The sequence below is a fragment of the Rhizobium chutanense genome (genome assembly GCF_002531935.1).
Lineage (GTDB): Bacteria > Pseudomonadota > Alphaproteobacteria > Rhizobiales > Rhizobiaceae > Rhizobium > Rhizobium chutanense.
This window is the reverse complement of the sequence record NZ_NWSV01000001.1, coordinates 193,824-213,035: the sequence shown is the minus strand read 5'-3', so window position 1 is coordinate 213,035 and position 19,212 is coordinate 193,824. Positions and strand designations below refer to the sequence as shown.

The 19,212-nt window shown below is 62.0% G+C and carries 22 protein-coding genes; 13 read left to right on the top strand and 9 right to left on the bottom strand.

Features of this window, described 5'->3' with window-relative positions:
* Positions 1 to 49 precede the first annotated feature (49 nt).
* From CO666_RS01080 to CO666_RS01070, 3 genes are all read right to left on the bottom strand, one after another.
* On the bottom strand, positions 50 to 778 hold the full coding sequence (locus CO666_RS01080; protein WP_097610325.1) for a Bax inhibitor-1/YccA family protein: 729 nt from the start codon (positions 776 to 778) through the stop codon (positions 50 to 52).
* 180 nt (positions 779 to 958) lie between these two features.
* Positions 959 to 3,502: an ABC transporter permease gene (locus tag CO666_RS01075; protein WP_097610324.1), complete on the bottom strand. Its 2,544-nt coding sequence runs from the start codon at positions 3,500 to 3,502 to the stop codon at positions 959 to 961.
* Positions 3,499 to 4,206 carry an ABC transporter ATP-binding protein gene (locus CO666_RS01070; RefSeq protein WP_097610323.1) on the bottom strand — a complete coding sequence of 236 codons (708 nt, stop codon included), beginning with the start codon at positions 4,204 to 4,206 and terminating at the stop codon, positions 3,499 to 3,501. The genes CO666_RS01075 and CO666_RS01070 overlap by 4 nt, the downstream gene beginning before the upstream one ends.
* Positions 4,207 to 4,278: 72 nt before the next feature.
* On the opposite strand from CO666_RS01070, the gene CO666_RS01065 reads away from it, so the two are divergent.
* Complete coding sequence (locus CO666_RS01065) at positions 4,279 to 4,923, top strand: arylesterase (RefSeq protein ID WP_097610322.1); 645 nt, start codon at positions 4,279 to 4,281, stop codon at positions 4,921 to 4,923.
* A 68-nt stretch (positions 4,924 to 4,991) separates the two neighbouring features.
* The gene (thpR, locus tag CO666_RS01060) at positions 4,992 to 5,585 is read left to right on the top strand and encodes an RNA 2',3'-cyclic phosphodiesterase (RefSeq protein WP_085738650.1); all 594 of its coding nucleotides are present in this window, start codon (positions 4,992 to 4,994) and stop codon (positions 5,583 to 5,585) included.
* On the opposite strand, the gene CO666_RS01055 is transcribed toward thpR, so the two are convergent.
* Positions 5,492 to 5,992, bottom strand: coding sequence for a low molecular weight protein-tyrosine-phosphatase (locus tag CO666_RS01055; protein WP_097610321.1), 501 nt, complete (start codon positions 5,990 to 5,992; stop codon positions 5,492 to 5,494). The two genes, thpR and CO666_RS01055, sit on opposite strands and share 94 nt — an antisense overlap.
* 34 nt (positions 5,993 to 6,026) lie before the next feature.
* Here CO666_RS01055 and CO666_RS01050 point away from each other — a divergent pair, with 34 nt between their 5' ends.
* Entirely contained in the window at positions 6,027 to 6,332 is a 306-nt protein-coding gene (locus CO666_RS01050) for a 4a-hydroxytetrahydrobiopterin dehydratase (protein ID WP_097610320.1), read from the top strand.
* Positions 6,333 to 6,398: 66 nt separating this feature from the next.
* Complete coding sequence (locus tag CO666_RS01045; RefSeq protein ID WP_097610319.1) at positions 6,399 to 6,791, top strand: YkvA family protein; 393 nt, start codon at positions 6,399 to 6,401, stop codon at positions 6,789 to 6,791.
* 46 nt (positions 6,792 to 6,837) lie between these two features.
* Here CO666_RS01045 and CO666_RS01040 read toward each other — a convergent pair whose 3' ends face one another.
* Positions 6,838 to 7,398, bottom strand: a complete 561-nt coding sequence (locus CO666_RS01040; RefSeq protein ID WP_097610318.1) for a sigma-70 family RNA polymerase sigma factor — start codon at positions 7,396 to 7,398, stop codon at positions 6,838 to 6,840.
* 335 nt (positions 7,399 to 7,733) lie between these two features.
* Here CO666_RS01040 and CO666_RS01030 point away from each other — a divergent pair, with 335 nt between their 5' ends.
* The 5 genes from CO666_RS01030 (at position 7,734) to CO666_RS01010 (ending at position 12,556) form a co-directional block, all read left to right on the top strand.
* Positions 7,734 to 8,243 carry an invasion associated locus B family protein gene (locus CO666_RS01030; protein WP_097610316.1) on the top strand — a complete coding sequence of 170 codons (510 nt, stop codon included), beginning with the start codon at positions 7,734 to 7,736 and terminating at the stop codon, positions 8,241 to 8,243.
* Between the two features lie 245 nt (positions 8,244 to 8,488).
* A complete protein-coding gene (gene rlmN, locus CO666_RS01025) occupies positions 8,489 to 9,718 on the top strand; it encodes a dual-specificity RNA methyltransferase RlmN (RefSeq protein WP_097610315.1) in 1,230 nt (409 codons plus the stop codon).
* Positions 9,719 to 9,811: 93 nt separating this feature from the next.
* Entirely contained in the window at positions 9,812 to 10,765 is a 954-nt protein-coding gene (locus tag CO666_RS01020) for an ABC transporter substrate-binding protein (RefSeq protein WP_097610314.1), read from the top strand.
* 121 nt (positions 10,766 to 10,886) lie between these two features.
* Positions 10,887 to 11,765, top strand: a complete 879-nt coding sequence (locus tag CO666_RS01015; RefSeq protein WP_097610313.1) for an ABC transporter permease — start codon at positions 10,887 to 10,889, stop codon at positions 11,763 to 11,765.
* Positions 11,762 to 12,556, top strand: a complete 795-nt coding sequence (locus CO666_RS01010) for an ABC transporter ATP-binding protein (protein WP_097610312.1) — start codon at positions 11,762 to 11,764, stop codon at positions 12,554 to 12,556. Before CO666_RS01015 ends, CO666_RS01010 begins: the two co-directional genes overlap by 4 nt.
* Here the strand turns inward: CO666_RS01010 and CO666_RS01005 are convergent, their stop codons facing one another.
* Together CO666_RS01005 and CO666_RS01000 are read right to left on the bottom strand one after the other, a co-directional pair.
* Positions 12,557 to 13,198 carry a LysE family translocator gene (locus CO666_RS01005; protein ID WP_097610311.1) on the bottom strand — a complete coding sequence of 214 codons (642 nt, stop codon included), beginning with the start codon at positions 13,196 to 13,198 and terminating at the stop codon, positions 12,557 to 12,559.
* Positions 13,199 to 13,282: 84 nt separating this feature from the next.
* Positions 13,283 to 14,134 carry an SDR family NAD(P)-dependent oxidoreductase gene (locus tag CO666_RS01000; protein ID WP_097610310.1) on the bottom strand — a complete coding sequence of 284 codons (852 nt, stop codon included), beginning with the start codon at positions 14,132 to 14,134 and terminating at the stop codon, positions 13,283 to 13,285.
* A gap of 86 nt (positions 14,135 to 14,220) precedes the next feature.
* Between CO666_RS01000 and CO666_RS00995 the strand changes: the two genes are divergently transcribed.
* The 3 genes from CO666_RS00995 (at position 14,221) to CO666_RS00985 (ending at position 16,083) form a co-directional block, all read left to right on the top strand.
* Positions 14,221 to 14,466, top strand: a complete 246-nt coding sequence (locus CO666_RS00995) for a type II toxin-antitoxin system ParD family antitoxin (protein ID WP_097610309.1) — start codon at positions 14,221 to 14,223, stop codon at positions 14,464 to 14,466.
* Positions 14,463 to 14,753, top strand: a complete 291-nt coding sequence (locus tag CO666_RS00990; protein ID WP_097610308.1) for a type II toxin-antitoxin system RelE/ParE family toxin — start codon at positions 14,463 to 14,465, stop codon at positions 14,751 to 14,753. The genes CO666_RS00995 and CO666_RS00990 overlap by 4 nt, the downstream gene beginning before the upstream one ends.
* Positions 14,754 to 14,859: 106 nt before the next feature.
* Positions 14,860 to 16,083, top strand: a complete 1,224-nt coding sequence (locus CO666_RS00985) for an argininosuccinate synthase (protein WP_097610307.1) — start codon at positions 14,860 to 14,862, stop codon at positions 16,081 to 16,083.
* Between the two features lie 67 nt (positions 16,084 to 16,150).
* On the opposite strand, the gene CO666_RS00980 is transcribed toward CO666_RS00985, so the two are convergent.
* Both CO666_RS00980 and CO666_RS00975 read right to left on the bottom strand, forming a co-directional pair.
* Complete coding sequence (locus CO666_RS00980) at positions 16,151 to 17,362, bottom strand: adenylosuccinate synthetase (protein WP_097610306.1); 1,212 nt, start codon at positions 17,360 to 17,362, stop codon at positions 16,151 to 16,153.
* A 61-nt stretch (positions 17,363 to 17,423) separates the two neighbouring features.
* Positions 17,424 to 18,326, bottom strand: a complete 903-nt coding sequence (locus tag CO666_RS00975) for a vWA domain-containing protein (RefSeq protein WP_097610305.1) — start codon at positions 18,324 to 18,326, stop codon at positions 17,424 to 17,426.
* A 173-nt stretch (positions 18,327 to 18,499) separates the two neighbouring features.
* Between CO666_RS00975 and CO666_RS00970 the strand changes: the two genes are divergently transcribed.
* Entirely contained in the window at positions 18,500 to 19,168 is a 669-nt protein-coding gene (locus CO666_RS00970) for an NUDIX hydrolase (protein ID WP_097610304.1), read from the top strand.
* Positions 19,169 to 19,212: the final 44 nt, after the last annotated feature.

The following is a 19,212-nucleotide window of genomic DNA, read 5'->3' as shown; positions in this document are numbered from 1 at the left end:
CAACAAAAAAGGCGGCCGAAGCCGCCTTTTCGATCTCAGTCCGTCCTGCTTATTTACGGTTGCCCATGAACTGCAGCAGGAACATGAAGAGGTTGATGAAGTCGAGATAGAGCGTCAGCGCACCCATGATTGCCTTGCGGCCGGCGACAGCGACGTCATCGGCTTCCAGGTACAATTCCTTGATCCGCTGCGTGTCGTAGGCGGTGAGGCCTGCGAAGATCAGAACGCCGAGCACCGAGATCGCGAACTGCATGGCCGATGAAGCCAGGAAGATGTTGACCATCGAAGCGATGATCAGGCCAAAGAGACCCATGATCAGGAACGAGCCGACGGCCGACAGGTCACGCTTGGTCGTGTAGCCGTAAAGCGACAGCGCGCCGAAGGAGGCGGCGGTGACGAAGAAGGTCTGAACGACGCTCTGGCCCGTGTAGATCAGGAAGATCGACGAGAGCGACAGGCCGACAAGCGCGGCATAGATCGCGAACGTCGTCTGGGCGGCGCTCACCGTCATGTTATTGATCCGGAAGCTCAGGTACAACACCATAGCCAGCGGCGCCAGAATGACCACCCACTTCAGCGGGCTCAAATAGATCGCCTGACCGAAAGCGGTCAGCTCGCCGTCGGCGAAGGCGAATTGGAATGACAGATATGCGGCCACCCCGGTGATCGCCAGACCCAGCGCCATCAGGTTGTAGACCTTGAGCATATATGCGCGCAGGCCTTGATCAATCATCTCGCCGGTCTGAGCGCGGCTTTGATAGTTACGAAGATCAGCCATAGTTTCCTCTTACAAGCTCCGATGGAGATACGGTGTCGGGGTTTTCGACCCGGGCGCCGCTGCGGAGCTCCAGCATGCCTGCAGACAATATGAGGCTTTCGCCCCTTGCAAACAAGAGGGTTGCAAAGGCTCGGCCGGTTAAATCGCCGTAAGGTGAAGGGTTTGGCTGGCGCGGCCGGGTCACAGCTCGCGCAGGACCGGTGCGGCCTTCTGCCCGAGGATGCGCCAGGTACCGATGAGGCCGATGCCGACGGTGAGGACGAGCGCGGTCACGAGCGTCAGTCCCGCCACGTCGGGCAGAAAGGCCGAAGGCAGGTGCATGATGCGGGCGACGATGAACCAGGCGGCAACGCCGCCGGCGATCAGCGCGAAGATCGCGGTGGCGAGCCCCAGGATCAGATATTCGTAGCTGAAGGCGCGAATCAGCATGGCGCGCGTGGCGCCGAGCGTCTTCAGCACCACCGCGTCATGGGTGCGCGCCCGATTGCCGGCGGCGAGCGCGCCGGCAAGGACGAGGACCGAGGCGATGAGGGCGACGGAGGCTGCGGCGCGGATTGCGGTCGCCAGTTGCGCCACCAGCTGGTTGACGATGTCGATCGCATCCTTGACGCGGACGCTGGTGATCGTCGGATAGGTGTTGGTGACGGATTTCAGGATCGCCGCATCTTCGGCGGCTGTCGAGGCGGGATCGGTCAGCGTCGCCAGCCACGCATGCGGGGCGCCGCGGAAGGTGTTCGGCGAGAAGACCATGACGAAATTGATCGACAGCGATTCCCATTGGACGCGGCGCAGATTGGCGATCTTCGCCGTGATATTGCGACCGAGCACGTTGACGGTGACCTTGTCGCCGATCTTGAGACCGAGTTCATGCGCCTCTTCCGAGGAGAAGGAGACGAGCGGCTCGCCGCTGTAATCCTTGTCCCACCAGCTGCCTTCGGTGAGGGCGGCATTCTTGGGCAGGGTGTCGGCATAGGTGATGCCGCGATCGCCGTTCAGCACCCAGCGGCCGGCGGCCGGCACGTTCATCTTGGTGACGTCCTCGCCGTTGAAGGCGACGATGCGGCCGCGCAGCATCGGCACTTCGACGAGTTTGCCCTGCGGCGCTTGGCGCTGGACGAGATTTCGGAAGGCGTCGACCTCGGCGCTCTGGATATCGACGAAGAAGAAGTTCGGCGCCCCTTCATTCATGCGGCCGGTCAACTGCTGGCGCAGGTTGCCGTCGATCAGGGTCAGCGTCACCAGCAATGCCAGGCCGAGGCCGAGCGAGAGCACGACCGAGGGCGTCAATGCGCCCGGGCGGTGGATATTGCCGATCGCAAGCCGCAATGCCGGCGAGTGGACGCGCGGGCTGCGGCGCGCAAGCCAGGCGATCGCTGCTGCGACGAGGCGCAGCACGACGAAGGCGAAGACGATCGCGCCGACGAAGACGACGGCGATGAAGCGGTCGTAGGCCGTGAGGATGGCGAGGCCGGCGAGAGCGGCCATCAACAATGCGGCCAGCAGGATATAGGGCCAGGACGGCAGGCGGCGGGCCTCGAAGCCCTGCTCGCGGAAGAGTGCGGTCGCCGGCACTTCGCGGGCATGGCCGAGCGGCAGGATGGCGAAGGCGAGCGTCGTCAGGATGCCGAAGAGGGTCGCGAGCAGCAGGGCGCCGGGATAGAGGGTCGGTGTCGTGGAGACCGGCAGGAATTGCGCCAGGAACTGCGCGGCGAAGAACGGCGAAAGGGCGCCGATGACGAGACCGATCAGGATGCCGCCAAGCGCGATGATGGCGATCTGGAAGAGATAGATCAGAACGACGACCTGCGCCGGTGCACCGAGACATTTGAAGGTGGCGATGGTGGTGCGTTTGGCATCGAGGAAGGCGCGCACGGCATTGGCGACACCGACGCCGCCGACGATCAGCGCGGTGAGGCCGACCAGCGTCAGGAACTGCGAGAAACGCGTGATGTTTTCGGTGAGCGAGGGTGCCGCGCGGTCGCTGGTGCGGACTGCCCAGCCGGCGGACGGAAATTCCTTCGATGCCCGCGCCTGGATGCCCGACATCGCGGCCTTGTTTTCCAGCCGGATCTTATAGGCATGTTCGACCAGGCTTCCCGTCTGGATCAATCCGGAGGCTTGGAGCGCCCGGCGGCTGACGAGCAGACGCGGCGCAAAGCCGAAACCTTCCGACAGCGCATCCGGCTCGGTTTTAACGGTGCCTGTTATGCTGAGCTTGACATTGCCGAGCAGTAATTCGTCGCCGACCGCAAGCCCGAGCCGATCGAGAAGCAGCGGTGCTGCGACCGCACCATAGGTGCCGCCCTGGCCGGAAAGCAGGGCTGCGAGCGGATAGTCCGGCTCGGCGACGAAGCTGCCGTAGAGCGGGTAGGCGTCGTCGACCGCCTTGACCTCGACCAGCGCCTGGTCGGAGCCATCGGGCTTGCGGGCCATCGAGCGCAGGCCGGTCGAGACCGAGACGGTGCCGAGGCCTTCGAGGAAAGCCATTTCTTCTGGCGTGGCTTCACGGTTGTTGAGTTCGAAGCGGACGTCGCCCGCCAGCAGTTCCTGTCCCTGCGAGGCGATCGTATCGGTGATCGACTGCGAAACGGAATTGACGGCGGCGATGGCGCCGGTGCCAAGCGCGATGCAGGCGAGGAAAATGTAGAAGCCGCGGATGCCGCCGCGCAGCTCACGCAGCGCCAGGCGAAAAGCGAGCGAGACGCGCGGTGTGATGATCCTCATGCGATCGCCGCCTCGCTGCGGTGGGCGGCGCTGTCGCCTTCGATCCTGCCGGAACGGACGCGGATCTGGCGCGAGCAGCGATTGGCAAGCGAGACGTCATGGGTGACGAGAAGCAGGGTCATGCCGCGTTCGGCCTGCTTGGAAAACAGGAGGTCAGCGATCTGTCGGCCGGTCTCGGTGTCGAGATTGCCGGTGGGTTCGTCGGCGATCAGCAAAGCGGGCGAGGGGGCGAGCGCCCTTGCAATCGCCACGCGCTGCTGTTCGCCGCCGGAAAGCTGGCCGGGATAGTGGTTCAGCCGTTCGCCGAGGCCGACCGATTTCAGTTCGCGATGGGCGATCTCGAAGGCGTTGGGAACATTGGCGAGTTCCAGCGGCACGGCAACGTTTTCCAGCGCCGTCATATTGGCGATCAGATGGAAGGACTGGAAGACGATGCCGATGTTGCGGCCGCGGAAATCGGCCACCTGGTCCTCGTTCAGCGCGTGCAGCGGCGTGTCGTTGATGTTGATCTCGCCGCTGTCGAGCTTTTCCAGGCCGGCAAGCACCATCAGCAGGGTGGATTTGCCGGAACCGGACGGGCCGACGATGCCGACGGATTCTCCCGCGGCGATATCGAGATCGATGCCCTTCAGCACATGGACGGAGGCGGCCGCACTGCCAAGGGTCAGATCGGCGCCCTTCAACTCGATGATGGTTTTTGCCAACAGAAATCGCCCTATATAAGTCTGCAATCGAATGGCCGCATAACAGCACTTCGCCAATCTAGGGAAGCCAGAATGAGATTTAAAGTTGCCGCGCTTCAATTCACCGTCATCGCCCTCTCGCTGATCTTTGCCGGTGGAGCGAATGCCCGGACGATCAATCTCGTCGGTTTTGGGGACAGTTTGATGGCGGGCTATCAGCTGCCGCCCGGCGACGGCTTTCCGGAAAAGCTGCAGGCGGCGCTGAAGGCGAAGGGGCTCGCCGTCGCCGTCGCCAATGCCGGGGTTTCCGGCGACACCACAACAGCCGGCCTCGCCCGGATTGACTGGTCGGTGCCCGACGGGACCGACGGCGTCATTCTGGAACTCGGCGCCAACGATGCGTTGCGCGGCATTCCTCCCGAAGAGAGCGAGAAGAACCTCGACCAGATGATTACCCGGCTAAAGGAGCGTGGCATTGCCGTGCTGCTCGTCGGGATGATGGCGCCGCCCAATATGGGGGCGGATTATGCCGCACGCTTCAATCCGATTTACCGGAAACTTTCTGAGAAACACGGAGTTCAGCTTTATGCCTTCTTCCTCGACGGTGTCGCGCTCGATGCCGGGCTGAAGCTCGACGACGGCATGCATCCGAATGCGAAAGGCATCGACGTCATGGTCGGGAAGATGGAAGCCGATGTCACAAATTTCGTCGGGACGATTTCTACTGTGAAGAAATAGGGACTTGCGCGGTCATTGATTGCATGATTCCGTGTAAGCACCTGCAAAAGATTCGGGGAGTGCTCGTTATGCCGAGACTGTTTACCGCCCTCGAAATTCCGCGCAATGCGGCGATGAGCCTTTCATTGCTGCGCGGCGGCCTCCCCGGAGCACGATGGATCGATGTGGAGAATTACCACATCACTCTGCGCTTCATCGGTGATGTCGACGGCCGCACGGCCGATGAAATCGTCGAACGCCTCGACCGGATCGACCGGCCGGAATTCCAGTTCCGGCTCGAAGGCATCGGTTCCTTCGGCTCGAAAAAACCGCATTCGGTCTGGGCCGGCGTTTCGCAATCGCCTGAAATGTACGCCCTGCAGGGCGAGATCGAGCGCATCTGCCAGCGCATCGGCCTGCCGCCGGATCCGCGCAAATTCATGCCGCATGTGACGCTGGCGCGGCTCAAATCCTCGCGGCTCGACGATGTCGTGCAATATCTGGCCGGGCGCGGCAATTTCCACACCGCGACGTTCACCGCGCCGCGTTTCGTGCTGCTTTCGTCGCGCGAATCGGTCGGTGGCGGCCCTTACCTCACCGAGGAAGTGTTTCCGCTGCATGAGGCACGCTCGACGCCCAGCGTTTCGAGCAAGCTGCTGCAGCCGGTCAAGAGCCTGGTGTAGACCAGCTCGAAGCTGTCCGGGCCGCCATAATAGGGATCGGGGATATCCTCTCCGGTTCCGAGCGCGATGTCACCGAAGAGGCGGATGCCGGCTTCCGGCGGTGCGATCTTTCGAAGCGCCGCCACATTGTCGCGGTCCATGGCGAGGATCAGATCGAAATCCGTGAAATCCCTTGGCTGGATGCGCCGGGCGCGTTGTCCCGATATGTCGATGCCGTGGCTTTTCGCGGTGGCGACCGAGCGCCGGTCGGGCGGATCGCCTTCATGCCATCCGCCGGTGCCGGCGGAATCGATCCTAAAATGGCCGATCAGGCCAGCCTCGGCGACAAGATGGCCAAAAATTCCTTCCGCAAGCGGAGAACGGCATATATTGCCCATGCAAACGAATAGGATGCTGATGCGTTTCATCGGTAGACCTGCCAGAGGATAGGAGGACCATGGCATGAAATGGGAAAAACTGGAACGGGCGGCAGTCGATGCTGAACTGACCAAGCTTGCAGGCTGGACGCTCAACGACGCGGCCTCCTCAATATCGAAAACCTTCAAATTTTCCAATTTCATCGAGGCTTTCGGTTTCATGACGGAAGCAGCGATTACGGCCGAAAAGCTCAACCACCATCCGGAATGGTTTAACGTCTACTCCAAAGTGGAGGTGACGCTGAACACGCATGATGCCGGCGGACTGACGGAGCTGGATTTCAAGCTCGCCAAGGCAATGGAGAAGGCGGCGGCGCGACGGATGGTTTGAAAGCGGGGCCATTTGAAAGGCGGGCCGCCATCACCATATGTTCGCTTGGACAAAAGGGATGCAGGGATGGATGAGGTCAAATTCGGAGAAATCCTGTTGCCGGGCGACGAGGACACCCAGAGCCGGCGGGAAAAGACCGTAAGGCAGAAATTCTGGCCGACCTTTCGGCGGGCGGTGCGGCAGATTCCGTTTTCGCGTGACGTCGTCGCCGGTTTCTACTGTGCGCTCGATCCGCAGACGCCGACCAAGGTGCGCGGCGTGCTGCTGGCAGCGCTCGCCTATTTCGTCATGCCGATCGACGTGATTCCCGATGTTTTCGCCGTCATCGGCTTTTCCGACGACGTCGCCGTGCTCTCGGCCGCCTTCGCGATGGTGCGCGGTCATATCAGGCCCGGCCACTACGAAGCGGCCGACCGCATTCTCGCCGACCGGCCGGAAGAGGCCATGAAGACAATCTGAAGCGCGTCGTCCTCCCAAAATCGCTGCACAGTTTGGGCGGCATGCGTCAGGCGATTTCGCGTTCCAACACCTTGCGGAGTTTGCCGAAGGCAAGCCGGATGCGCGATTTGACCGTGCCGAGCGGCAGCCCGGTTGCCTCGGCGATTTGAGAATGCGATTGCCCGAGGAAGAAGGCGGCGCGCAGCATGTCGCGCTGCTCTTCCGGCAATTGGCCGACAGCGGCGCGTATCCGGGCGTCGCGGTCGTCATTGGCGATAATGTCTTCCGCGCCGATCTCGGCCGGCGGCTGCAGGGCCGGGTCGGTCTCATCGAAGACACGGGTATTGATGCGGCGCTGCAGGTCGATAAGGCGATTGCGGGCAATGCGGAAAAGCCAGGTCGAAAGCGAAGATCGCGTCGCATCGTAGAGATCCGCCTTGTGCCAGAGCACGATCATGATCTCCTGAACCAATTCCTCTGCCTCGCCCGACGTCATTTTCTGGCGCATCAGCCAGGCCTTCAGGCGGGGTGCGAAATAGTCGAACAGGATGGAAAAGGCCTGCTGGTCGCGTTCCCTGGCGACGGCCTCTGCGAGGGCAGCGAAACGCTGTCTTTCCTCGGCATCCATGTCCTCTCACGAGCCCCCTGCGGCGAAAATTTCGTCCCGGATTTCCAAGTCTTAATGAGGTACAACGGAATTCTGAAAGGTCAAACTCTTGCCTGAATCTTTGTGTCTTAAATTCAGCCGAACGGACGGTCGATGGCATCGGGATAAGATGTCACGACAGATGCCGTCGAAGGGGCGAAGTTGAAACTCGAGCTGAAATGACACAGGCAGATACAAATCGCAGCTATTGTTGACCATTTGGTAACCTGAATTAAGTCAAAATAAAGCAGATCGTGATTATGCGGCGCCCGCTATGATCGCTTCGGGCCTTGAATCGCAAGAACCGGCAGGAATCCATGTTTGTAAAAAGTATCGTATCCGCTCTCGCACTCACCCTTGTCATGGCCGGAGTTGCGACAGCGCAGCAGGCCGCGCCGAACCGCATCCAGCAGTTCCAGGCCTGGGGCGCCTACTCCTACAAGTCGGGCAACAGCACCGTCTGCTACGTGCTGTCGGTTCCGACGGCCAAGCAGCCGGCGAGCGTCGACCACGGCGACAACTTCTTCATCGTCTCGCAGCGTCCGGGCCAGAACATCTCCTATGAGCCGCAGGCGATGATGGGCTATACGGTGAAGGAAAATTCGAAGATCAATGTCGTCATCGACAACAAGACCTTCGTGATGTTCACCAAGGACAAGGCCGGCTGGGTCGAGAACGCGGCGCAGGAGCCGGCCCTGGTCGCTGCCATGAAGACCGGTCATTCGATGACGGTCAATGCCGTCTCGCGCAAGGGTACCGGCACCTCCTACAGCTATTCGCTCTCGGGCATCTCGGCGGCGCTGAAGCAGATCGAAAGCTGCAAGTAAGCAAGGTTTCGTCGATGGAGTTCAAAAGGCCGGCCTTGCGCCGGCCTTCGTTATTTCCATCTATAGTGACGCGCGGCCAAAATGATGCTAAAGGCCGCGCAAACAGCGGACAGATCGCGATATCAGTCGCCGTCCGCCATCAATTTCTGCCAATGTGCCGTCATGCGCCCGCAAGCCTTCCGGATCAGACCCTGAAGTCCGCGGCTTGCGGAACGGTTACGTGTTTGAATTCGGGATGAATGCCTATGTCCGTGATGGATGCGATCGTCGTCAACAAGCCTCAAGCCGCGCGCCTCTCTTCCGGTGTCGAGAAGCCGTCACTGATCGGGCTGTCGCGCGAGGAGATGGCGGCGGCGCTGCGTGAGAGGGGCGTGGCCGAGAAGCAGATCAAGATGCGCGTCGCGCAGCTCTGGAACTGGATCTATGTGCGCGGCGTCTCTGATTTCGACCATATGACGAATGTCGCCAAGGACATGCGGGAGATGCTCAAGCAGCATTTCACCATCGAACGTCCGGAGATCGTCGAAGAGCAGGTCTCCAATGACGGCACGCGCAAATGGCTGCTGCGTTTTCCCGCCCGCGGCGCAGGCCGCCCGGTCGAGATCGAAGCCGTCTATATTCCCGAAGAGGGCCGCGGCACGCTCTGCATCTCAAGCCAGGTCGGCTGCACGCTGACCTGTTCCTTCTGTCATACCGGGACGCAGCGGCTGGTGCGCAACCTGACGGCGGAGGAAATTCTGTCGCAGCTGCTGCTTGCCCGCGACCGGCTCGGCGACTTCCCGGATCGCGAAGCGCCGCAGGGAACGATCATGCCTGCCGAAGGCCGCAAGGTCAGCAACATCGTCATGATGGGCATGGGCGAGCCGCTCTATAATTTCGATGCTGTCAAGCAGGCCTTGCTGATCGCCACCGATGGCGACGGCCTGTCGCTCTCCAAGCGCCGGGTGACGCTTTCGACTTCCGGTGTCGTGCCGGAGATCTTCCGCACCGGCGAGGAGATCGGCGTCATGCTGGCGATCTCGCTGCATGCGGTGCGCGACGATCTGCGCGACATTCTGGTGCCGATCAACAAGAAGTATCCGCTGAAGGAATTGATTGACGCTTGCAAGGCCTATCCGGGTCTTTCCAACGCCCGGCGCATCACCTTCGAATATGTGATGCTGAAGGATGTCAACGACAGCCTCGAGGACGCCAAGGGGCTGATCAAGCTCCTGAAGGGCGTGCCGGCGAAGATCAACCTCATCCCGTTCAATCCCTGGCCCGGCACCAATTATCAGTGTTCGGACTGGGCGCAGATCGAGAAGTTCGCCGATTTCATCAATTCGGCCGGCTATGCCTCGCCGATCCGCACGCCGCGCGGCCGCGACATTCTGGCCGCCTGCGGTCAGCTGAAATCGGAATCCGAACGCATGCGCAAGACCGAGCGGCTGGCCTTCGAGGCGATGATGATCGCCAATCATGGCGCCGACGACTGATCAGCAAGTTTGATCCTCGCTACAATTCTCCTGCATTGATTTAAGCATGCGCTTTTTCTAATAGTGCCGCCAAAATCATTCAGGAGGACACTCATGCGCCCGATTCTGCTCGCTCTTGCTGCCACTTTGGCGCTTTCCCTGCCCGCAAAGGCTGACAATGTGACGGTTGCCGTGACGGCGATCGTCGAGCACCCGGCGCTGGATGCGGCCCGCAAGGGCGTTCTCGATGTGCTGACGGCCGCCGGCTACAAGGAAGGCGAGAACCTGAAATTCCTGTTCGAGTCGGCGCAGGGCAATCCGGCCACCGCTGCCCAGATCGCCCGCCAGTTCGCCGGCGACGAGCCCAATGTCATCGTGCCGATCTCCACGCCCTCAGCCCAGGCCGTCGTGTCGGCGACGCGCGACATCCCGGTCGTCTTCACCGCCGTCTCCGACCCGCTCGGCGCCCAGCTCGTCAAGAACATGGACAAGCCAGGCGGCAATGTCACCGGCCTTTCCGACATGTCGCCGGTCGCCGAGCACCTAGCGCTGATCAAGGAAATCCTGCCGAAGGTGAAAACCATCGGTTACCTCTACAACTCGGGTGAGGCGAACTCGGTTTCGCTGCTCGCCGTCTTGAAGGCCGAAGCTGAGAAGGCCGGCCTGACAGTTGTTGAATCAGCTGCCACCAAGTCGGCCGAGGTTCAGGGTGCGGCGCGTGCGCTCGTCGGCCGCGCCGATGCGATCTATATCCCGACCGACAACACGATCATCTCCGCTCTCGAAGGCGCTGTCGCCGTTGCCGAAGAGAGCAAGCTGCCGCTCTTCACCGCCGACACGGATTCGGTGTCGCGCGGTTCGATCGCTGCCCTCGGCTTCAACTATTACGATGTCGGCAAGCAGACGGGTGAAATCGTCGTGCGGGTGCTGAAGGGCGAAAACCCCGGCGATATCGCCGTCAAGACTGCCGCCGGCAGCGACCTCGTCGTCAACAAGGCCGCCGCCGCCAAGATGGGCGTCACCCTGCCTGAGAGCGTGCTTAAGCGCGCCAACAAGGTCATCGAATAAATCTGTAACTCCATCGGTCTGTTCACATTCAGCCGCTCCCGTTTGCGCGGGGGCGGCTGAAGTATTACAAGGCTGCGGTTTCGCGACGGGCGGAACGGAAACAAAAAAGGGGCTGAAAGCCTTGAGCCAAATCGCATTCTGGGGGGCCGTCGAGCTCGGCCTGGTCTATTCCTTCGTCGCCCTCGGCGTCTATCTCGCCTTCCGCGTCCTCGATTTTCCCGATCTGACGGTGGACGGTTCCTTTCCGCTCGGTGCGGCGGTGACCGCCGTGCTCATTATATCAGGCGTCAATGCCTGGCTCGCGGCGCTGATCGCGATGGCGGCGGGTGCGGCGGCCGGCATGGTGACGGCGCTGCTCAACGTGCGTTTCAAGATCCTCAATCTGCTGGCCTCGATCCTGACGATGATCGCGCTGTTTTCCGTCAATCTCAGGGTGATGGGCAAACCCAATGTCGCGCTCATCAATGCGGATACGATGATCAGCCCGTTCTTCGGCCATGGCCTGCGTGATTTCTACGTGCGGCCGCTGTTCGTCGGCGTTCTGGTCGTCGTCGCACTCATCCTGGTCTGGCGCTTCCTGGAAAGCGATGCCGGGCTTGCCATGCGGGCGACCGGCGCCAATGCAAGGATGGCCCGCGCCCAGGGCGTCGATACCAGCCGGCAGATCTATCTCGGCATGGCGATTTCCAATGCGCTGGTTGCCTTCGGCGGCGCGCTGTTTGCCCAGACGAATGGCTTTGCCGATGTCACCTCCGGCGTCGGCACGATCGTCGTCGGGCTTGCCGCCGTCATCATCGGCGAGACGCTGCTCGGGCGGCGCGGTCTGTTGATCGCGTTGATCGGCTGCGTGCTCGGCTCGATCCTCTACCGCATCGCGATCCAGCTGGCGCTTTCGAGCGACGTCATCGGCTTGCAGGCATCCGACCTCAATTTCGTCACGGCGGTGCTGGTGACCGTGGCGCTCATCCTTCCCCGTCTTCGCGGAGGTGCCGCATCGTGATCAGCGTCAAGGATATCAAGGTTGTTTTCGGGCGGGGCACGCCGCTGCAGAAGCAGGCGCTGAACGGCGTCAGCCTGACCATCGAGCAAGGCTCCTTCGTCACCGTCATCGGCTCCAACGGCGCCGGCAAATCGACATTGCTCGGCGTGCTCGCCGGCGACGTCATTCCGAGCGAAGGGCAGGTGCTGATCGGCAAGAACGAGGTGACGCGCAAATCGACCGCGGCGCGCGCCGGTCTGGTGGCGCGTGTGTTCCAGGATCCGTTGACGGGAAGCTGCGGCGCCTTGTCGATCGAGGAAAATCTCGCGCTGGCTGCCCGGCGCGGCGAGAAGCGCGGACTTGTCTCGGCGCTTGGCAGCAAGCGGCGCGACTATTTCAAGGAACGGATCGCCGAGCTCAATCTCGGGCTGGAAAACCGCCTGAAGGACCGCATGGATCTGCTCTCCGGCGGGCAGCGGCAGGCCGTCTCGCTTGTCATGGCAACACTTGCCGGTTCCGAAGTGCTGCTGCTCGACGAACATACGGCAGCGCTCGATCCCGGGATGGCCGAGTTCGTCATGAACCTGACGCAGAAGATCGTCGCCGAACGCAAGCTGACGACGATGATGGTGACGCACTCGATGCGCCAGGCGCTGGATTACGGCCACCGCACGATTATGCTGCATGGCGGCGAGATCGTTCTCGACGTGGCAGGCGACAACAGAAAGAACCTGCAGGTCGAGGACCTGATCGCCATGTTCCGCAACATGCGCGGCCAGACGCTCGACGACGATGCTTTGCTGATCGGCTGATTATCTGGCCTGGGTGAGCAGGATCTTGGCAGCGAAGATCGAGAAGACGCCGGCGAAGGTATAATCCATGCCGCGCAGCACCTTCCTGTTGTTCTGCAGCCAGGAGGCCAGCCAGTCGGCGGCAAGGACGACGCCGGCATTGACCGGCATCCCGATGACGATAAAGCAAAGCCCCAGGAAAAGCAGCTTCTGCGTGACGGCGGGATCGCCGGCGCTGACGAATTGCGGCAGGAAGGTCATGAAGAAGATGATGACCTTCGGGTTCAGAAGATTGACCCAGAAGCCGGACGAGATGTTCGAAAGTGCGGAACCCTTCTGCTCCTCGACCTTGGCGACGGTGAGCTTCGAGCCGAAGCGGATCGCCTGCACCGCCAACCAGAACAGATAGGCAGCACCACCGGTCTTCAGGATCAGGAAGGCGGTCGGCGAGGCGGTGATCAGCGCCGAAATGCCGAAGGCGACCAGCATGGTATGAACGACGATGCCGAGGCTGGTGCCGATGACGACGAAAAGAGCCGCTTTCTTGCCCTGGCTCAGCGAACGGCTGATCGACAGCGTCATGTCGGGACCCGGCGTCGCCGCGAGCAACAGCGTTGCGGCGGCAAAGGCCAGAAGGGTCGAGAGGCTCGGCAGGAAATCCATGGCACGCTCTGAAAGCCGGAAAGATCGGACGATTTTTTATCCGGCTTTCAGAAAATTACCAATCAAACCTGCTGATGCCGCCGATCACTTCTGTTCCAGAAAAGCCTTGAACTTGTCGGCATAGTCCTTGTGCCAGCGCGACAGCGGCGGGCGGTTCTCGATAATGTCGCCGGCCGCCCAAGCCATGCGGCGCTCGTCGACCGGACGGGCGACGTCATTGTCGGGGCAGAGGATATAGAAGTCGCCACGCTCGAGGCTCTCGACCATGAAGTCGACGGTCTGTTCCGGCGTCCAGGCGGCGGCCGGCTTTTCCGAGCGGTCGCCCTGGGTGAGGCCGGTGAAGACGAAGCCGGGGATCAGAAGATGGGCGGAGATCTTCCCGCCCTCGATGTTGCGCAGCTCGTGCTCCAGCGCTTCGGTGAAGACCTTCACGCCCGATTTGGAGATGTTGTAGGCGGGATTGCCGGGCGGCGTGGTGATGCCCTGCTTCGAGCCGGTGTTGATGATCAGGCCGGGCTCGCCGTGCGACAGCATCTTCGGGCCGAAGGTGCGGGTGCCGTTGATCACCCCCATCAGATTGACGGCGAAGATATGGTCCCAGTTCGCCTGAGGGCTGAAGATCGAGGTTTCCGGGCCGATGCCGGCATTGTTCATCAGCACATGCACACGGCCGAAACGCTGCAGAACGGCGCGTTCGAGCGCTTCCAGGGATTCCTTGATCGCGACGTCGGTCTCGACCGCCATCACATTTTCCTCGCCGGCAATAGCCTTGAGCTCGTCGGCGGCGCCCGCCAGCCGGTCGCCGCCGAGATCGGCGATGACGACGCTCATGCCGCGTCCGGCGAAATATTTCGCCGCAGCCAGGCCGATGCCGGACGCGCCGCCGGTGACGACTGCAACATTGGATGTCTTGAAAATATCTTGAATATTCGTCACGGGACCAGCCTCTCCTCGGAGCATTGTTCGGACGATGCCGAATATGGTAGTTTCGAAGTGCAAGTCAAACCTGCGAGGTGCCGCGCGTGGCCAAGGTCGTGTCGATCCGAATCGATGATCATATGGAGGAATTTATCGGCCATCAGCTCGATCAGGGAACCTATGGCTCCGCAGACGAGATGATCGACGCCGGTTTGAGGCTTCTGCAGCGCGAGGCAGAGCTTGCAGCCATCGAGGCAGCCATTATCGACGGTGAGAAATCCGGCCAGCCGCGGCCTTTTGATTTTGATGCTTTTATCGAGGGAAAGCGAGCACGCCGCGGCCGCCAATGAAAGCGCTTGTTCTCTCGCCAGCCGCTGCCGACGATATCGACAGGATTTATGACTATACCGAAGAGAAATGGGGGCAGGCTCAAGCGGAGGACTATATCTTTGCGCTCCGGGATGACTGCGAGGCGCTTGCAGCACAGACAAAGCGTGGCCGCAAAATCATTGGATTGAGAGACGGCTACGCCGCTCTGGCGTCTCGCTCGCATTTCATCATTTATGCAGAGACCGAAGAAGCGTTGACGGTTATTCGCATCCTGCATCGGCGCATGAATATCGCGGCCCATCTCTAAACTGGGCTTGTGGTGTCCGGCTTGCCCTTGCGTCACGCGCCAATCTCGCTAAAAGTGCCGCGATACCGGGTTTTCGCCGGCCTTTTATGCAACGGACCTCATCATCATGGCATCATACAAAGACGTGAAGAAAGTCGTTCTCGCCTATTCCGGCGGTCTCGACACCTCGATCATCCTGAAGTGGCTGCAGACGGAACTCGGCGCCGAAGTCGTCACCTTCACCGCCGATCTCGGCCAGGGCGAAGAGCTGGAGCCGGCGCGCAAGAAGGCCGAGATGCTCGGCATCAAGGAAATCTATATCGAGGATGTGCGCGAGGAATTCGTGCGCGATTTCGTCTTCCCGATGTTCCGCGCCAATGCCGTCTACGAGGGCGTCTATCTGCTCGGCACCTCGATCGCCCGGCCTTTGATTTCCAAGCATCTGATCGATATCGCCCGCAAGACGGGCGCGGATGCGATCGCCCACGGCGCGACCGGCAAGGGCAACGACCAGGTCCGTTTCGAACTTTCCGCCTATGCCCTGAACCCCGACATCAAGATCATCGCGCCGTGGCGCGACTGGTCCTTCAAGAGCCGCACCGACCTGCTCGCCTTCGCCGAACAGCATCAGATCCCGGTGGCCAAGGACAAGAAGGGCGAGGCGCCCTTCTCCGTCGACGCCAACCTGCTGCACTCCTCTTCCGAGGGCAAGGTTCTCGAAGATCCGGCGCAGGAAGCGCCGGAATATGTGCATATGCGCACGATCTCGCCGGAAGCCGCCCCCGACAAAGCGACCACCATCAAGGTCGGCTTCCGCAAGGGCGACGCGATCTCGATCAACGGCGTCGAGATGTCGCCGGCCACACTCCTCGCAACGCTCAACAATTATGGCCGCGACAACGGCATCGGCCGTCTCGACCTCGTCGAGAACCGCTTCGTCGGCATGAAGTCGCGCGGCGTCTATGAAACACCCGGCGGCACGATCCTGCTCTCGGCGCATCGCGCCATCGAATCGATCACGCTCGACCGTGGTGCGGCCCACCTCAAGGACGAGATCATGCCGCGCTACGCCGAGCTGATCTATTACGGCTTCTGGTTCTCGCCGGAGCGCGAGATGCTGCAGGCGCTGATCGACAAGAGCCAGGAACATGTCGAAGGCGAAGTGACGCTGAAGCTCTACAAGGGCAACGTCATGGTCATCGGCCGCGAAAGCGCAAAGTCGCTCTATTCCGACAAGCTCGTTACCTTCGAGGACGACCAGGGCGCCTACGACCAGAAGGATGCAGCCGGCTTCATCAAGCTCAACGCGCTGCGCCTGCGCACGCTCGGCAAGCGCAACCTCACGAAGTAATCACGCGCTTTCGAATTCGACAGGAGCCCGCCGGCATTGCCGCGCGGGCTCTTTTGTTGCTCGGCGTTCACGCGGCGGCTGCATCCATACAGAGCCTGACATCCCCACGGCGCGGTCCCCAGCTTTCGGCACAGAGCGGCAGGCCGACACGATCCGATATGTGCGCCGCCGCTTTGGTGGGATCAAGCTGCATTGCTTCTTCGCGATCCGCCACGACAAAGCCATCGTCCGCCTGATCGAGGCAGGTCACCGCCAGCCCGGCTTTGACCGCGATGCCGCCGCGCTCCAACGCCAGATCGCGTGCAATGGCCTCGCACAACACACCGAGATCGAGCGGGGCGAGCCTGAGGGTGCCCTGCCACTCGTTCGGCGCGTTGGTGGGATCAGCGACTTTGATCCCGGGCAGTACGGGAACTTCGCCCTTGAGGAGCCCCGTGCCGTGCCGGGTGGTGTAGCAGCGCGTTGCATATGTTGCGTTGATCTCGGTGATACCGGCCTCAGCTGAAATGGCGAGCATGTTGGCGAGCCCGGTCTTCGAGCGGGTGACGTGGGGAAAGCCGCCGCTATCCTGATCGAGCAGCAAACCTTGGGCGGCCTCGAAGATGACGGCGCCGCGCTCGCACAGCCGTCGGTCGGGCCAGAGCGTGACCCGGTCGAGATAGGCGGCGCAATCGGCCTGGAAGCGGGCGATGGTGGTTTCGTCAGCCAGCGCGGCGGCAAGTTCGGCGGGCAAGGCAGTGATGCCGAGCGCGGCAAGCCGGACCGGCACCCAAGCGTCACGGATGGAGACCAGGCGGTCCTGCAGATCGGGGCGGAACAGATCCTTCGTCGACAGGGCGAATTCCGGGCGCAGATTGCGCTCGATGGTCTCGCCGAAGCCGAGGCCGCAACTGCCGTGACGGGCGCCGCCGCGCGCCAGCTCCAGCGCCTGGTTGATGATGACGTCGAATGGGGTCGTCACTGGGGCACGCGGGTCGCTGCTGGTCTCGGGCTTCACACCAAGCGCATCAAGGGCCGCCAATTCGTCGAGCAGCAGCATCGGATGGGCGACGAAGAAGCGGCTGAAATGCGTGGCGGCCCCGGCAAAGCTGCCGGAGCCGAGATGGTGAAAGACATGGCGGGCGCCGGCCTCACCAACCACCGTGTGGCCGGCTTGAGCACCGCCGTTGCTGCGAACCACCACGGCGCCCGATGTCGCCGCGGCTAGGCGATCGACCATCAATCCCTTGCCTTCGTCGCCGTAGAGCGCGCCGATCACGGCCTGTGCTTCAATAGTCATCATTCTGCTCCTTAAAAGGGCGCCCCGGAGCGATCGCGCCGGGGCCTTTGGAGTGCCTGATTTAGAAGAACGGCAGCAGGTGCCGCTTCGGGCGTTCGCCGATGGCCTTGGCGACGACCGCGGCTGCCGCGCCGGGCCAGCTAGCGGCCACGTCGCCGGGGTCGCGGCCCTCGGTGATCTCGATGATCGAAACCACCAGCTCGGCAATGCGTCTGTAATCATCGAGCACGAAGGTGCGGCCGGGCAGCAGCGGCTGCCAGCTTTCGAGCACCCGGCCGAGCCTCCTGGCTGCATAGCCCTCGCGGATGACGATGTGGAAGACCTCGTAAGATCTCTCGGCCATCGCAAGGCATTCCCGGGCGCTCAGACCGCGCGGCGGTTCGATGCCGAAGATGCGGGCAATCTGAGGGGCGGTCAGGCCATTGTGAATCGGCTCGTCGCCGATGGTGAAGAGATAGCCCTTGCGGCCGCGTCTTTCGAAGGCATCGGTCGAGGTTTTGAGGGCTGCCAAAAGATGGGCGGCGCTGTAGCTCTCGCCGTCATTGCCGCCGCCATTGCCCTCCAGCCACAAGGCGCGGATCTGGCTGGCAAGCGAGATGTCTGCCTCGAACTGGGTGGCCTGCAGCGGTGCCACATCGGTGTCCGCATCTCCCACCGCCGCCACCATGATGTGCGGGTCAGACACCGGACGGCGATCGTAGATCTCCGATGTCAGGGTGATGAGCCCGCCGCGCATCAGTTCGTGGGCGATCATGCCCATCGAGCCGGTCACATCCGAGGCCAGAATGATCGGGGTCGATCGCGGATTATAGGCGCTGTCGCGGCTCTCGCGGGTGGCAAAGCGCGCCGGGTCGAATTGCGGATCGATGCCGGTGGCGCCGAAGACTTCAGACCGGCTGCGGCCGTCCACATGGCGTGCATTGTAGGCGGCCCAGTCGGCCGTGCTGAATCGTCCCATACCCATGGCGTCACTCCTTTGCGTTTTGCTTTGGCGATCCGGCTTGGGTGTCTGTCCCCTGCCGCTTCGATGTTTATGGCATAAACTTGCAAATTGCACTTTGCAAGTTGAGTTTTGCAAATTGTTATTTTTATGATTGGCCGCTATGAGAGCCGGAACACGCAAGCGGGGAGATGCTGATGGCAGAGGCTGAATTCGCACGGCCGATCGTGACGGTCGACATCGTCCTGCTGACGCTGCACGAAGGACGGCTGTGCGTGGCGCTGCTGCCGCGCTCCGCCGCGCCGTTTGCCGGCGTTCCGGCGCTGATCGGTGGCTATGTGCATACGGACGAGGACGCCGATGCCGAGGCGGCCGTGCGGCGCATCCTCAAGGCGAAGGCCGGGCTCGAGGGCATATTCTTCGAGCAGCTCGGGACCTTCGCTTCGGCGCGCCGCGACCCCCGCGACTGGTCGGTATCGATCGCCTATTTTGCATTGGTGCCGCAGGGAGCGCTTGCGGGCGGCACGAGCCCTCTGGAATTGCGGCCGGCCGAGGCTGCCGGCAAGCTGCCTTTCGACCACAATGAGATCGTCGCCGCGGCGCTGGAGCGGTTGCGCGGCAAGGGCGCCTATTCGAGCATTCCGGCGAGACTGCTTCCGGAGATTTTCACCATGTCGGAACTGCAGGCAATCTATGAGACGGTGATGGGCGAACGGCTCGATCAAAGCGCCTTTCGCCGCAAGATCAACGATCTGGACCTCCTCGAAACGGTCGAGGGCGAAAAACGGCAGACCGAGCGGGCGCGGCGGCCGACGACACTGTATCGGCTGAAGACGCCGTTTGCCCTGTTCGATCGGAGAATTTGAGCGATATATGCGCTTGGCCCGAAACCGCCGCCGGCGGCATCTCC